We start from the raw sequence: 14,383 nt of genomic DNA, 5'->3' as shown, positions 1-14,383 counted from the left end.
GAATAACGCAAAAAATTTGGGGCTTTTTATGAGACTAACTGTGGATGAGTATTGCAAACGTTTTAAAATGTCCAAAGAGATGGTTCACGCTAAGATAAAAGCGAAAAAACTGGACTGCATTGTTGAAGAGTCCCAAACTTATATTATACTCCCTACACATCCCCAAGAAGAGAAAAAAGCAGATATATCAGAAAAAACTCAACTACAAAACGCTCCGACGGTAAAACCAAAAACAACAGTTGCAACTGTTTTGGCGCTTTTTCAGAAAGAGAACAACTACCTTAAAAATAGAATTGTGCAACTTGAGAGCAAAATCGACAAGCTTATCGATGACAAAGAGCAGATGCTGCGTGACGAGAGAGATAAGATAGAGCAGATATACAGCTCCAAAGATGAACAACTCAAAAATATACTAACACTTGTCAACAAAAAGATGCGCTTTGAGCAAGAAAAAGATCTGTTGCATGAAACACATACGATAGAGAGTTATGAGCATCAAGGTGAAGCAGAGGTTGTTTGTGATGCAAATCGTAATGCAGATTTTGTTGAGCTCAAAGAGTATCTTCGCACACTCCCCATTAGATCATCTCAAAGAAAAACGATAAAAAAACGCTTCTTAGCTGCCTACGACAACGACGCAAGGGTTATCCACAAAAACGGACAGCTCTACCTTGACTTTTCAAAATACGACTATAGTGATTTGCTTGCTTACTAAAAAATTTAAAACAAAAAATATTGTCGCTACTATCGAAAAATTTGCGCTAGAAAACAACTGTTCGCCGTTGGAGTTCTCTTTTGCTATCAATGAGGTTGAAACTTATATCAAAACCACATCTGATGATACTTTTAAACTTTACAACGAAGACTCTCTTGGATACTATGATGATCCACAAAAGATGATAAATGAGCATCTAAGAATCAAGCAGATATATACAATCACCCTAAAACAAGAGCCTAAACGCATCATAAAACTTAACTACTCTATCGATTTTTCGCCAAATAATGCGCATCCTGCTCTTATTTTGCATCCTGAATCTCAAATTCCATACACCAAGTACCAGCCAAAGGAGATTTTTCTTCTTCTTTTTAAAGAATTCAACAACATCAAAGCTGCAAACGGGATTTTAATCAATCTTTTTGATAGCGAGATGAAAGAGAAACTAAAAGCATTTGTCAAATATCTCTACGCCGGCAAATTTGTCAAAAAAATAAAAATCCCACTTTTTAATGGCATAGAACCAGAGATAAGAAGAAGCAGTAAACTGCTCATGCGCTTTTTAGAAAAAGAGTCCAACCTTCAGGTAATCGAAGTTCTAGAAGAGGAAATACTTGTTGAGTATATAAAACCTGCTTTTGGAAAAAATGGACTCAATGCCTTTGGTGATATTATTGACAATGCATCTTTAAAAAATGTTGATGATCTCAAATGCCAGATAGATACAAAAAGTATAGAAATTCTCGAAAATAGTGATCGAAAAATTTATAAAAGCAAAATAAAAGGTTACGTTCATTTTGATACAAAGCATTTTTATATTGACAATAAGATAAAGATGCAGTCACTCTCGCGCGTTCAAGAGCGTGTTGCAAAAGATGAAGCAAACAACATAGAGGTCATAATCGCGCAGCATGACACTTCACTTGACTCTCTTGGAGAGGGAGTAGAGCTTACCTCTGAGACTATCCATATTCACGGGCATGTAGGTGCAAAATCAAGCTTAAAAGCGCTTAACCTTACCATAGATGGCGCAACACACAAAGACTCACTGCAAGAGGCGAAATTTGCCTCTATCAACAGACACAAAGGCAAACTTCGATGTCACAGCGCCAAAATCTCACTGCTTGAAGGTGGAGAGGTTCATGCCACAAACGTAGAGATTGAAAACTCTCTCGGCGGAACTATCTATGCTGAAAATGTCACCATCGGGCTTGTTAAAAACAACCTGAAAATATATGCATCTCATTCCATCACCATCAGGCTTGTAAGTGGAGAGGACAACCTCTTTAAGATTAACTACAAAGAGATTCCTACACTCAATAGCAAATACAACTTTATCACCCAAGAAATAGAAGATTTTAAATACAAACTCGAAGGCGCAAAAAAGCATTCGCCTGCAAAAATTCCACTCTTCAAAGAGAAAATCGATACACTCAAAGCAGCACAAGATAACATTCTAAACAGTGCGATGCATGCAAAAATAGCAGTACGAGAGCCTTTTAGAGGTATGAACACCATTGTTTTTACTCTCAACAACGATGAAGAGCTTCTCTTTAAAACAGAAGCTATAGCTTATGAACCTTTTTATCTTATCGCTTCAGAAAGCACTGTAACACTCCATCCGACAAACAAAAAAATCTCCATAGAATAACCTCTTTTTTTTCCTTTTTACAAATCTACTTTTTTACAATTTCTTTTTTTCTTTTCCTGCTTGTAAGTATTTTTTTATATGAATAACATACGGTTTATCGTATTTTATATACATTTATAATTATTTATAAATCGTTTTTATTTATAATATACCAATTATTATTTATATATCAAAATTTATTACGTGTTTATTAATAAATAAAATGTATATTTAAGTATTTATTCTGTATTATTTTTGTTATGCAAATTAATGATCTCTTTAACATTCTTCACAACTCTATTGAGTCTCGTAACAATGGAAAAAAAATTTCTCTTAAAGAGATGGCTGATTCACTAGGGATTCCCATGAGAACATATCAAGATTGGAAGCTTGGGCGTGCAAAACCACAAGCCGCTATTACTGTTATGCAAATGCTTGGCAGGCTTGAGGATGAAGAGATTATTAGAGCGGTTAGAAAAATCAACAAGTTGAAGGATTAGACGGATGAGCGCACTAACACAACAAGAGAGAGATGGCTTAGAGGATGTATTTTTATCTATACAAACTACAGGTGAAAAAAGATATAAAAAAGCAAAAGAATTATCGTCTTTATTTATAGCTACAAACATAAGCAGTGTGGCTTCAAAAGTGCTCAAACGTGCAAAAATCGGACTTAAAAAGAGAAAAAACTTATATTTTTTCTCATTTTTTAACAAAAAGAAGAAATCTTTAAGCAAATAAACTATAAAGTGTCTGTAGCTGAATTACTTGACTAAAAAATTCTGTTTTTGAAGTTTTAGTAGTTTCGGAAAATCTTTATAAATTCAAGGGTAGATTTATGAATAAAGCTCAATTCGTTGAACTAGTACAAGCAAGTGGCAATTACAAAACTAAGGTTGAGGCTGAGGCAGCTATCAAGGCTTTTACAGAAGCGGTTGCAACTGCTCTAGTAAAAAAAGAGGATGTTTCTCTTGTAGGATTTGGAAGCTTTGGTGCTTCATTACAAAAAGGCAAAAGTGGTAAAGTTCCGGGTACAAGCAAGAACTATACTACAAAAGATAAAATGGTTCCAAAATTTAAAGCTGGCAAAGGTCTAAAAGACCGCGTTGCAGCTGGTAAGTAATTCTCTCTAAATTTGTCGCATTTTTTGCGACAAATCCCACTTAAAAGCACCTTTTCTCCTCTTTTTACATTTTAAATTTTGCAAAATAAAGTTACAATATGGTTACAAATCATTTCTTGGAGAAAAAATGAAAAAACTGTTTATTGCATTTTTAATGTTGCTATTCATAAATATACATGCAAGTGAAAACAATCCTCATGTTGTTTTAGAGACCAATCAAGGAGTGATTGAAGTTGAGCTCTTTCCTCAAACTGCGCCACTTGCTGTTGAAAACTTTTTAACACATGTCAAAAATGGGTATTATAATGGTCTTACATTTCACCGAATCATTAAAAATTTTATGATTCAAGGCGGAGACCCAACAGGAACAGGACGAGGGGGAGAGAGCATCTGGAATAAACCATTTAAAGATGAGTTTACAGATAAGCTTTTTGAGCGCGCAGGCATTCTTGCTATGGCAAATGCTGGACCACACAGCAATGGAAGCCAGTTTTTCATCACGACAGCACCTACTCCTTGGCTCAATGGAAGACATACTATCTTCGGGCAAGTCACGCCCCAAACACTTCATATCGTCAAAAAACTTGAAAATGTCGCTACATCTGGTCAAAGAGGTGGAGACAGACCACTTGAGACACAAAAAATTATCAATGCTTTTGTAAAAAACAGTTCTAAAAATTAGATTTCTGATTAGTTTTTAAATATTTTTTACATGCAGTATCATTAACAAGATAAGGGTATCTTATGGAATTTCAAACGATTGACAAACTTCAAAAAAAAGCTTTAAAAAAAAGCTCGACAGATTTTACAAGGCTTGGGTTTGCTCTCTTTTTTATGATTGGGGTTTTAACCTTCACATTTTTAAGTAATGGTGGTATTTCCAACAATATGTTCCTTGCTATCGCTGCTCTTATTGGCGCATATATGGCGATGAACATCGGCGCAAACGATGTTGCTAACAACGTTGGTCCTGCTGTTGGTTCAAAGGCGCTTACTCTTACTGCTGCCATTATTATTGCCGCTACATTTGAGGCTGCTGGGGCGCTTATTGCTGGCGGAGAGGTTGTTAAAACCATCAAAAACGGCATCATTGACATCTCTGCTTTTGGTGGAAATCCTGACCAATTTATCTGGGCAATGATGGCAGCACTTTTGGCAGCAGCTTTATGGCTTAATTTTGCAACTATGATGAAGGCTCCAGTTTCGACAACACACTCTATTGTAGGGGCTGTTATGGGAGCTGGTATCGCCGCTGCCGGTTTTAACATCGTCAACTGGGGGACAATGGGCGAAATTGTCGCTTCTTGGGTTATTTCACCAGTGTTAGGCGGTGTTATCGCCGCTGCTTTTCTTTATGCCATCAAAAAATCCATTATATTTAAAAAAGACAAAGTTGAAGCCGCAAAAAAGTATGTTCCTATTTTTGTTGCATTAATGGCACTGGCGTTTGTTACATATATTATTCTTAAAGGAATGAAGCAAATATGGTCAAAGACCATAGAATTGCTTAACATTCTCCCTCTGGTTTCACTTGAGGTTACAAAAAAGCCTTCTTTTTTAACTGCTTTTATTATCGCTTTAGTAGTTGCTGCTCTTGTCTATTTTTTCGTCAAGAAAAGAATTAGCTCCAACACAACTACTTTAGAAAACACGAAAGCATCTGTCAATACACTCTTTACCATCCCACTCATTTTTGCGGCTGCCCTTCTTAGTTTTGCACATGGGGCTAATGATGTTGCAAATGCCATTGGACCACTCGCTGCAATCAATGACGCTATTGTGAACAAAGGTGTTGCTTCGAGTGCTTCTATCCCCCTATGGGTTATGGGTGTCGGCGCATTTGGTATCGCTCTTGGACTTGCGCTCTATGGTCCTCAACTGATAAAAACAGTTGGAAGTGAAATCACGGAACTAGACCAGATACGAGCTTTTTCCATCGCAATGTCAGCTTCTGTTACAGTTATCATCGCATCACAAATGGGTCTTCCTGTGAGCTCAACACACATAGCTATCGGTGGTGTATTTGGTGTAGGTTTTTTAAGAGAGTGGCTGCATATCAAAGATGAGAACAATCATAGCGTTGAGGAAGATATACTCATAATTCAAGATGAAGAGCTTACAAAAAATGCATACAAATCTGAGTTGAAAACACTGCAAGAGAAAAGTGATAAGACACAAACTGATTATGTAAGAATTGTTACCCTTTATAAGATGATTGAAAATGAGAAAAAGATTATTAAATCAACAAGAAAAAATATCAAAAAAGCAAAAAAAGTTCAGTATGTTCGTAGGGATGCTATCAAAAAAATTGTTGCCGCTTGGCTCATTACAGTTCCTGTAGCTGCGGTTCTTGCTGGAGTTCTCTACTTTACAATCAAAGGTATTATGATATAGATTAAGCATATCAAATGCCTAATCTAGTCTAGCCTTAAAAATCTTTTTTTGCAACTTCTAGCGCTTTATAAAAATCTACAATTTCTCCACCATTTTGCTTTTGAAATGCCTCTGCACCCTCTTTGGTAGAAAAGGCATACTTACTAGTTCTGCTCATGGTTCCTCTCACACTGCTTCCTACAACATAATACGCCTTTGTTACATCAATAAATTGAAGCGTCTGCACATCTACGACTTGAGGATTTTTCAACGAAACTCCATCATAGAGATGCTCTTGCAGACAGTGCAAGGAGCAGTACTGGTATGTTTTACCATCTAATGATGCACTATGGTTTGTCTTGTAATATTTTGGCAAATTCATACCACAACGAGGACAAGACTCTTTATCTTTGCCCTCTTGCAACAAAACTGCCTCTTTTTGAGTAACACTTTGAAACATTGTTGATTTTGTTGCAACATCAGTTTGAACGCCACAACCAACTAAAAAAGCGGCAACTAAAGATAAAATAGTTTTTTGATACATAGAATCTCCTTTGTTTGTAAAATATTAGCTAGAAATGATTACTATAGTGTTAAAAAACTATAAAACTGGAATTAAGATGAAAAATAAAATTATGAAATATATAAAAGAAATTTTCTACTTTTTTATACTTCTTATCCTCTTTGCAAATATTTTAAGTTTCTATAGAAGCGGTCATCTTGTAAACGAACCTTTACCATTTAAGAGCGTAGTTTTGCTCAACCAAGAGACATATGCACTTTCGCAAGACAAACCAACCCTACTCTATTTTTGGGCGACATGGTGTCCTATCTGCAAAGCGCAATCTCCAAATATTCAAACGATTGCCAAGAACTATAATGTTCTAACAGTTGCAGTCAAATCAGGAAGCGATAGAGAGATTCAAGAGTATCTCAAAAGCCATAATTTAGACTTTAAAGTGATAAATGACTATGATGGTTCTATCGCAAACAAGTTTGGTATCTCTGTATTTCCCACAACTCTTCTCTATGACAAGGACAGAGAATTTTTCTATAGCGATGTAGGTTATACAAGTACAATTGGATTATGGCTTAGAATGTGGTGGATAAATTAAAAAAGATTCAATACAAAGCGAATTTATACGCCTTGCATTGAGAAGAGGAAGTTAGTCTTTGATTTTAACAACGTACGCTTTGTGAGAAAGCGGTACCCAAGGGCGTTTAATATGCTCAGGACGACGTAGTGTAGAATCTTTATCTAATCCACGTGTCAACTGATCTCTCCAGCCTTGATATACTTTAAAGTTATTATCATAATTAACTTGAATATCACCTATCTTATCTCCTGGTTGTGCAGGCTCTAAGATAACTTTTTGATGCCAGCAATGCATCCCTGAAATAGGGTCTGGATGCGGAGCAGCGACAGCATTTTGCCATGAACCACTAAGTCCATCCCACCAGATATTTCCGCTGTCTCTATTATATTCAGCAAATCTCTCAGCTTTAAACGGTTTAATTCCTTCTACATACTTTAATTTCCCTACTTTTCCATCCATTTGGATTTCAGCAGTTGGTACGCCAAAGCTATTTATGCCAGCTTTCCCGCTATAGTCTTCAATCTTAATTTGCGCACCTTCATTACCTACATTCTCAGGAGAGTGTGCTATAAATTTAGGGTCATTCATATTTCTTAGTACTGGTTGAGCATCAACTTTACCATCTGTTACACCATTTGGAACTGCGACTGAATTAACAAGTTTCCAGCGTCCACCATGGTGTGAACATGCAAGTGTGCCAGGAAGAACCCCTTCAGTAGGCACTGCCATAGCAACAAAGTATCCTGACGCTAAGCCTGTTAAACTATCTACGATATTGACACGTATTGCATCGCCACGTTTAAAGCCTTGACGCGCAGCATCTGGAGTTGATATCCAAATCGGGTCATGATTTTGTGAAATTTCCATCAAGTGCTTAGAGTTTGCAGAGCGTGTATGGATATTGTATGGCAGACGGAAAACTGTATTGAGCGCATACGAGTTTTTTTCTGTCATAAAAGAGTGATTTACATGTGATACAATATGAACCATCTCTTTTTTCTCTTGGTCATTTCTTGGATAGAATGGAATAGCATATTCTGGCCATTTCCAATCATCAGCAAGCCATTCACAGAAGAAGTCAAGTTTCTTGTCTAACGTCGCAAAACCTTCCATTTTTTTACCGCCAATTTCAATGCCCATTGGTGTTTTTTTACCATCGTGTTCAGCACTCATTACGCCTGTTCTCTTGTCTATATGAACATGTTTTTTATCATATTTATGACCATGTGAGATGTAATTTTCTCCATCATCCTTTATCTCTCTCTCTTGTGGAGAGTAGATATGGTTCTCTTCCATCCAAGCACCATAATCTCTCATGTACTCATATACTGGGAATTCAGAATTTTTATATCTTTCATCTGTTGTAGCTGCTGCTTTAAGATTTGGCAGGTTATCTCCAAATGCTGCATCATACCACTCTGCGATAGTTACAGGTTTACCAGGATTTTTCTTTGATTCCCACATCTTTTTAATACCAAGTTCACCAGTTGGATCTATATAATTTACACATAATTCAAACCAGAACTCATTCTCTTCCCAAACTTCTCCAAGACCTGCTTTAATATGAGCTTCTAATGTGCCACGAGCTGGATTTTTAGGTTTCCATCCCATTTTCTCTAGTGCAACTCTCATAACAGGTTGACGGAAAGATGTCCAACGAGCTGGCATAGTAGCCTCTGAGTGCTGGTCATGTCTCTCTCCTGCAAGTCCCACAGGAAGCACATAATCCATATACCAGTTTGTCTCACTCCATACAGGAGATAGATTCATAGTAAGTTCCATTATTGACTCATTTTTGAGTACTTCTATCCATCTAAATCCATCTGGATTAATCCAGACAGGATTATACATACGAGGAATATATACAGATAATTTTTGTGGAACACTAAAGCCTCTGTCTATCCATTTTTTCTGCCACTCAGTATCTGTTAAAAGATGCGGTAGCAAGAATGACAACTCATACGAAGAGATTGGCCACTCTGGTGGGTATGTGAGTTCATTATACACATCTACCATAGGAACATCTGCCCCACGCTTTCCTTGTCCAATAGTTGAGCTTCCGCCTTTACCTGCAACAGAAATAACATGCCAGTGATGGAAGAATGTTCCACCCTCTGGTCCAATAGCACCACGAAGAGCAAGTGGTAAATAACCTGTACGACCACTCATCCATCCTCCACGATTTCCAGCAGCAGCAGCTCTCCAGAAATATGAAGATATTGCTGTACCAGCCCATATAAACATATCGTAAAGTGCTTCAAGTTTATATCCAGGGACATGCGTCTCTTTAACTGCAAAATCAAGTGTATATGGAGAGTATAACTCTTTTAACACCTCAATAAAGTCTTCAAATTGATCGCCTTTTGGAAGCTTAGAGATATATCCTTTACTAACCATAAAGTCTAAATATTTTTTATTATCTAAAAATACTTCCCAGTTAATCCATTTCTTTACAAATTCTTTATCGACTTTATTTTCATTTAGAATTCTCTGTGTAAGGTATAGATAAACAGCTGGTTCTGTTCCTGGCCATGCAGCAATCCAAAGATCTGCCATACCAGCAGAGTTTGACATACGAGGATCCATAACTACAAGCTTAGCTCCCTTTTGTCTTGCATCTGCTATAAAAGATGCAGATTGCTGAAAATAGTGTCCTGCATCAGCAGCATGTGAAGAGTTTAGAAAAATTAACTTAGCATTTGCCCAATCTGGCGATGTTCTATCATCATTAGCCCATTGAATAGTTGGTGTACGACCATTTGCTGAACATATATTTGTATGTGAGTTGTAAGAATCTAAACCAAGTGTATGCCAAATAGCTGGAACAAATCCATTCTCATTTGGACGACCAACATGGTACATTACAGATTTTTTAGATACTTCATCGCCTATCTTGATAGTATCACTCATTTTTTTACCGATAGTAGTCATTGCTTCGTCCCAAGTAGTACGAATCCATTTGCCCTCACCACGAGCAGAGCCTGGAGCACGCTTTAATGGAAATGCAATACGATCTGGATCGTACATTTGAGATTGAGTAGCATACCCTTTTGCACAATTTCTACCACGAGAAGCTGGATGAAGCGGATTTCCCATATACTTTTTAACAGTAAATGTCTTTTTATCAATCCATGCAGTCAAACCACAAGAAGCTTCACAGTTTGAACATGCCGTTGGCACTATCATGTAGTCATTTACTTCGATACCCTCTGGGTTTGATTCACTTCTTACACCATGACGATCAATACCGCCTCTTTTCCAGTCATCACCATCTAACTCTTTAAAATCATTCCATTCACTCATCGGTGGATAAAATGATAGAGTATCTGGAGTATTTGTAAACTTACTGTTGCTTACTGATTCAGCAAGAACATCAGTTGTAAATACACCCTTTGCTATTGTTGCGCCCGCTACAGTAAATGCAGCGCCTTTTAAAAATGTTCTTCTACTTTCTAAATACATTCAATATTCTCCCTAACTCATTGGTAATAACTGTGGAATCATTAGCCATACATGTTTAACAATCGCTAAACCAACTAATGCCAGAATTGCTGCTAATTTTAAAATAGCATCCGACTTGCTCACTCTGCTTAGAACTACAAATAACATTGGTAAAATATATGTCATCCACTGACCCAACCAAAACATAACAGCATACGGTCCATCACCTTTGATATACCCAATAGTTGCTGCAATCTCTTCTGCTTTCATCGGTCCAAAAATATACTCTGACATATAGATAATAAATGCCATAAGAGCACTTAAGCCTAAAACAACGCCTAAAGTGTTCTTAGCTTCATCACTTAGCTTGTTGCCGCCAAGCAAAAGCATAAATGCAGAACCCGCAAGAAGTGCCGCAAGAATCATTTGTGCCGATTCAGCTGGCATTTGCCATAGTTCACGTGCCGTACACTGCGCCATCAAAGAAGCTGTATAGAGTGTTACTGGTATAGCAAGTATCGTTGTCCAAAGAAGAACTTTGTCAAAAGTCTCATTGTTCTTTTTAAATGCCAAATATCCAAGGAGTGTCAAAAGACCCAAAAAGCCAGAAGCCATAAAAGAACCTACTGCAATAGCAGAGTTCCAATGTGAATAGACAAATATATGCCACATTCTAAATGGTTGATGTAAATCAGCCAATGTAAAGAGCAAGAAAATATTGATAAATACAAAAGCTGCTATTGTTGCGGGAAGTCTTAACTTCTCAACTTGTTGCGGATACATTCTAAGCAGTAAAAAGAGCATAAAAATAACACCCGTACCAATACTTTTTGCCCACATATTAACTGTTACCAACCAAGGCCACACTATCCCCGGCAATGCTGCGTCTAAAGTAACTACAGCATGTGTTGCTGCTAAAATTTCATGTGCCATTAGTGGTGCCCTCCTACTGGAAGTGTTGTGATATTGTTAAAAAGTGAGTGTCCATCTACTCTCTCTGAAGCAAGAGGGTTAAGTGTAACATTTCCTCCTCCAACATAGTAATGGTGAGGATTTGTTCCTTTTTCTGGCTTACGAACTTGAACACCGCCTTGGTGCACTTGAATATATTTGGAAATATTGGAAGTTGGATCTTCTAAGTCTCCAAAAATATTTGCCTGAACTGGACATGCAACAACACACGCTGGCATCATAGAAGATGCAACCCTATGCGCACAATATGTACATTTATCTGCAGTCTGCGTTTGAGGGTCGATATAAATCGCTCCGTATGGACATGCCATAACACATCCTGCACACCCAATACAGCGCTCTTTGTCAATGTTAACAATGCCGTTTTCCAGATAGTGAAGTGCACTCACTGGACAGATTCTCTCACACGGTGCATTTTCACAGTGGTTACATCTTAGTGGAGTAAACGTTCTTTTTGTTTCAGGAAACGTCCCCACATCTACATATTTTACACGAAGTCTCCATGTACTTAGTGGAACTTCATTTTCCACTTTACATGCGATTTCACACCCCTTACATCCCATACATAAATGTAAGTCAACTAGGAAGCCTAATTGCATATACTCTCCTTCTTTGTTTTAGCCTTTGTTTTAGACAAATGTTAAGATTTATAACAACAGTTAATCTTTTTGAAAAGAAGCCCTTATTATAGTGCTAAATAGGGGCTTCTACTGCGACAATACTACCTACATAAACCTTAAAATAGTTATAAAATTATCACATTTTGATAATAATTTCGCAATATTTTCCATAGTGTGAATATTTGAAATTTTTATGTCTCTAGTCTTACTCTGACTGACTGTTCATGGGCGGTTAAGCCCTCAATATTTGCAATCAGTGCGCACTCTTCACCTATCTCATTAATAGCTTTTTTACTAAAAGAGATGATAGAAGATTTTTTCATAAAATTTTCAACTCCCAATGGCGAGTAAAATTTGGCAGTTCCACCTGTTGGAAGTGTGTGGTTTGGACCTGCCATATAGTCTCCTATGGCTTCAGGTGTGTTATGTCCTAGAAAAATAGCTCCGGCATGCTTGATAAAAGGAAGCAGTTCAAAAGGCGAAAGCGTTGCCACTTCCAAATGCTCCGGTGCGATTTGGTTCATCAAATCAATCGCTTCTTGCATCGTGTCAGTGACGATTATTGCTCCACGCTCTTCTATGGATTTTCTTGCTATCTCTTGGCGAGGAAGTTTTTGAAGCCAAACCTCAAGCTCCATTTTTACTGCATCCGCCAATGCCTGTGATGGAGTTATCAAAATAGAACTTGCCATCTCGTCATGCTCTGCTTGAGAGAGCATATCTATCGCCATGTGTGATGGGTTTGCGCTCTCGTCTGCAAGGATGCCTATCTCGCTTGGTCCTGCAATCATGTCGATGTTCACATCGCCAAAAACCATCTTTTTTGCAGTTGCAACAAAGATATTTCCCGGACCGGTAATCACGTCAACTTTGGGGATAGTCTGTGTACCGTATGCCATAGCCGCAATTGCACTTGCTCCTCCGACTTTATAAACCTCGCTCACACCGCACAAGTGACATGCCGCAAGAAGAAGCTCGTTGGGTTCATTCTCCGGTGTCGGAGTACAAACAACTATCTTCTCAACCCCTGCAACTTGAGCAGGGATGACATTCATAAGAAGCGATGATGGGTAAGCGGCCTTTCCGCCTGGGATATAGAGCCCTGCACTATCAACTGGAGTTACCCTTTGCCCTAAAATCGTTCCGTTTGGCTCGTCATCAAACCAAGATCTAGGCTTCTGTTTTTCATGATAGACTTTGATTCTCTCATACGACAAGTGCAAAGCGGCTTTTAGTTTTTCATCAAGATTGTTGTAAGCCTCACGCATAGACTCCGTTGTGATTTTAAGGTCATCATCACTCTCTGGAGCCCACTTGTCAAATTTTGCTATATGCTCTTTGAGAGCCTGATTTTTGTTTTCTCTGATTTGGCTTATTATGTTTCCAACGATAGCACTTACATGTGCCATATCCATTTTTCCACGACCTAAAAGCTCCTCAAACTCGGCTTTAAAACCACTGCTTTTTGAATTTGTAAAAATCATTCGCTATTTTTTCCCTTTCTTAAACTCTTCTTTAACTATTTCCAATGCTTTGAGAAAATTCTCCGCATCGATAGCTCCCATAAGCGGCTGAAACATTGGTTCTTCGCTTGGATATAAAAACCAGATAGCAGGCGTCCCCGGTTGCCACAACTCTTTAGGCATATAGTCATTTTCATCACTGTAGGAAATGATGGTGACAAAGTTTTTGTTGAGTTCTTCAACTACTCTTTTATCTTTAAAAGTCGTTTCGTCCAAAATAACACAATATTTGCATGAATGTCTTGATGAGACAAAGAGTACAGGTTTTGAGACTGCTTGCGCACTCTTAATCCCCTCATGATAATCCTTTGCCCACTTAATGTCGGCAGCCATGAGATTTGTTAAAATCCCAAAAAGAAGAAAAAGAAAAAATTTACGCATCCTGTTTTACCTTTAGTAGAAGTTCTTTTGCGCACTCAAGTGCGCTTTTGTCTGTTACATCTATGATAATATCTGCAACTGCCATATATTGTGGTAAGCGCTCATTGTAGAGCTCTTTTGCTTTTTTGAGATTGTTTAAAAGCGGACGTTTTTTGAGTTTTTTCTCTGCGTTAGGATGGTTTTTTATACGCTTGATAATTTTATCAAACGGAGAGTCTAAAAAAACAACTGTTCCAATCTCTTTAAGATTTTCCTGTCTGTAAAAACCGCCTCCTGTAGATATAAGGGTGTTTGTAACGCTTGCTTGAAGCCACATCGCAACTTTTTTTTCAAGTGCTCTAAAGTACGCTTCACCCTCTTCTTCAAATATCTTTTTTATGGTTCTGTTTTCCATACTCTCAATCAAATCATCCGTATCTAAGGAGAGATACTCAGAGATTTTAATCACCTCACGCGCTACACTCCCTTTTCCAACACCCATAAAACCTATCAAAATTATATTTTTCAT

General features: G+C 37.7%; 15 protein-coding genes. 8 read left to right on the top strand and 7 right to left on the bottom strand.

Going from position 1 to position 14,383, the window contains the following annotated elements; all coding sequences use genetic code 11:
* Positions 1-28 precede the first annotated feature (28 nt).
* The 7 genes from AC6H4V_RS02605 to AC6H4V_RS02575 all read left to right on the top strand — a co-directional run bounded on the left by AC6H4V_RS02605 (position 29) and on the right by AC6H4V_RS02575 (position 5,862).
* Positions 29-715 carry a hypothetical protein gene (locus AC6H4V_RS02605; RefSeq protein ID WP_497607352.1) on the top strand — a complete coding sequence of 229 codons (687 nt, stop codon included), beginning with the start codon at positions 29-31 and terminating at the stop codon, positions 713-715.
* A complete protein-coding gene (locus AC6H4V_RS02600; protein ID WP_497607351.1) occupies positions 696-2,366 on the top strand; it encodes a flagellar assembly protein A in 1,671 nt (556 codons plus the stop codon). Before AC6H4V_RS02605 ends, AC6H4V_RS02600 begins: the two co-directional genes overlap by 20 nt.
* 239 nt (positions 2,367-2,605) lie before the next feature.
* Positions 2,606-2,845, top strand: a complete 240-nt coding sequence (locus tag AC6H4V_RS02595; RefSeq protein ID WP_428729738.1) for a helix-turn-helix domain-containing protein — start codon at positions 2,606-2,608, stop codon at positions 2,843-2,845.
* 4 nt (positions 2,846-2,849) lie between these two features.
* Positions 2,850-3,086: a hypothetical protein gene (locus tag AC6H4V_RS02590; protein ID WP_428729739.1), complete on the top strand. Its 237-nt coding sequence runs from the start codon at positions 2,850-2,852 to the stop codon at positions 3,084-3,086.
* 97 nt (positions 3,087-3,183) lie between these two features.
* Positions 3,184-3,468, top strand: a complete 285-nt coding sequence (locus tag AC6H4V_RS02585; protein WP_428729740.1) for an HU family DNA-binding protein — start codon at positions 3,184-3,186, stop codon at positions 3,466-3,468.
* Between the two features lie 127 nt (positions 3,469-3,595).
* A complete protein-coding gene (locus tag AC6H4V_RS02580; protein WP_428729741.1) occupies positions 3,596-4,150 on the top strand; it encodes a peptidylprolyl isomerase in 555 nt (184 codons plus the stop codon).
* A gap of 62 nt (positions 4,151-4,212) precedes the next feature.
* Positions 4,213-5,862, top strand: a complete 1,650-nt coding sequence (locus AC6H4V_RS02575) for an inorganic phosphate transporter (RefSeq protein WP_497607350.1) — start codon at positions 4,213-4,215, stop codon at positions 5,860-5,862.
* Positions 5,863-5,896: 34 nt separating this feature from the next.
* On the opposite strand, the gene AC6H4V_RS02570 is transcribed toward AC6H4V_RS02575, so the two are convergent.
* On the bottom strand, positions 5,897-6,385 hold the full coding sequence (locus AC6H4V_RS02570) for a nitrous oxide reductase accessory protein NosL (RefSeq protein ID WP_428729743.1): 489 nt from the start codon (positions 6,383-6,385) through the stop codon (positions 5,897-5,899).
* A 91-nt stretch (positions 6,386-6,476) separates the two neighbouring features.
* On the opposite strand from AC6H4V_RS02570, the gene AC6H4V_RS02565 reads away from it, so the two are divergent.
* The gene (locus AC6H4V_RS02565; protein WP_497607349.1) at positions 6,477-6,956 is read left to right on the top strand and encodes a protein disulfide oxidoreductase; all 480 of its coding nucleotides are present in this window, start codon (positions 6,477-6,479) and stop codon (positions 6,954-6,956) included.
* A gap of 51 nt (positions 6,957-7,007) precedes the next feature.
* Here the strand turns inward: AC6H4V_RS02565 and AC6H4V_RS02560 are convergent, their stop codons facing one another.
* The 6 genes from AC6H4V_RS02560 to AC6H4V_RS02535 form a co-directional block, all read right to left on the bottom strand.
* Complete coding sequence (locus tag AC6H4V_RS02560) at positions 7,008-10,400, bottom strand: molybdopterin-dependent oxidoreductase (protein ID WP_497607348.1); 3,393 nt, start codon at positions 10,398-10,400, stop codon at positions 7,008-7,010.
* Between the two features lie 12 nt (positions 10,401-10,412).
* Positions 10,413-11,312, bottom strand: coding sequence for an NrfD/PsrC family molybdoenzyme membrane anchor subunit (gene nrfD, locus AC6H4V_RS02555; protein WP_497607347.1), 900 nt, complete (start codon positions 11,310-11,312; stop codon positions 10,413-10,415).
* Complete coding sequence (locus tag AC6H4V_RS02550; protein WP_428729747.1) at positions 11,312-11,950, bottom strand: 4Fe-4S dicluster domain-containing protein; 639 nt, start codon at positions 11,948-11,950, stop codon at positions 11,312-11,314. Before AC6H4V_RS02550 ends, nrfD begins: the two co-directional genes overlap by 1 nt.
* 212 nt (positions 11,951-12,162) lie before the next feature.
* On the bottom strand, positions 12,163-13,455 hold the full coding sequence (hisD, locus tag AC6H4V_RS02545; RefSeq protein WP_497607346.1) for a histidinol dehydrogenase: 1,293 nt from the start codon (positions 13,453-13,455) through the stop codon (positions 12,163-12,165).
* Positions 13,456-13,458: 3 nt separating this feature from the next.
* Positions 13,459-13,875, bottom strand: coding sequence for a DUF255 domain-containing protein (locus AC6H4V_RS02540; RefSeq protein WP_497607345.1), 417 nt, complete (start codon positions 13,873-13,875; stop codon positions 13,459-13,461).
* Positions 13,868-14,383, bottom strand: coding sequence for a shikimate kinase (locus AC6H4V_RS02535; RefSeq protein WP_497607344.1), 516 nt, complete (start codon positions 14,381-14,383; stop codon positions 13,868-13,870). The genes AC6H4V_RS02540 and AC6H4V_RS02535 overlap by 8 nt, the downstream gene beginning before the upstream one ends.

This window comes from Sulfurimonas lacustris (genome assembly GCF_059705355.1).
The sequence above is the reverse complement of the archived record's forward strand: the minus strand, read 5'-3'. Positions and strand labels throughout refer to the sequence as shown.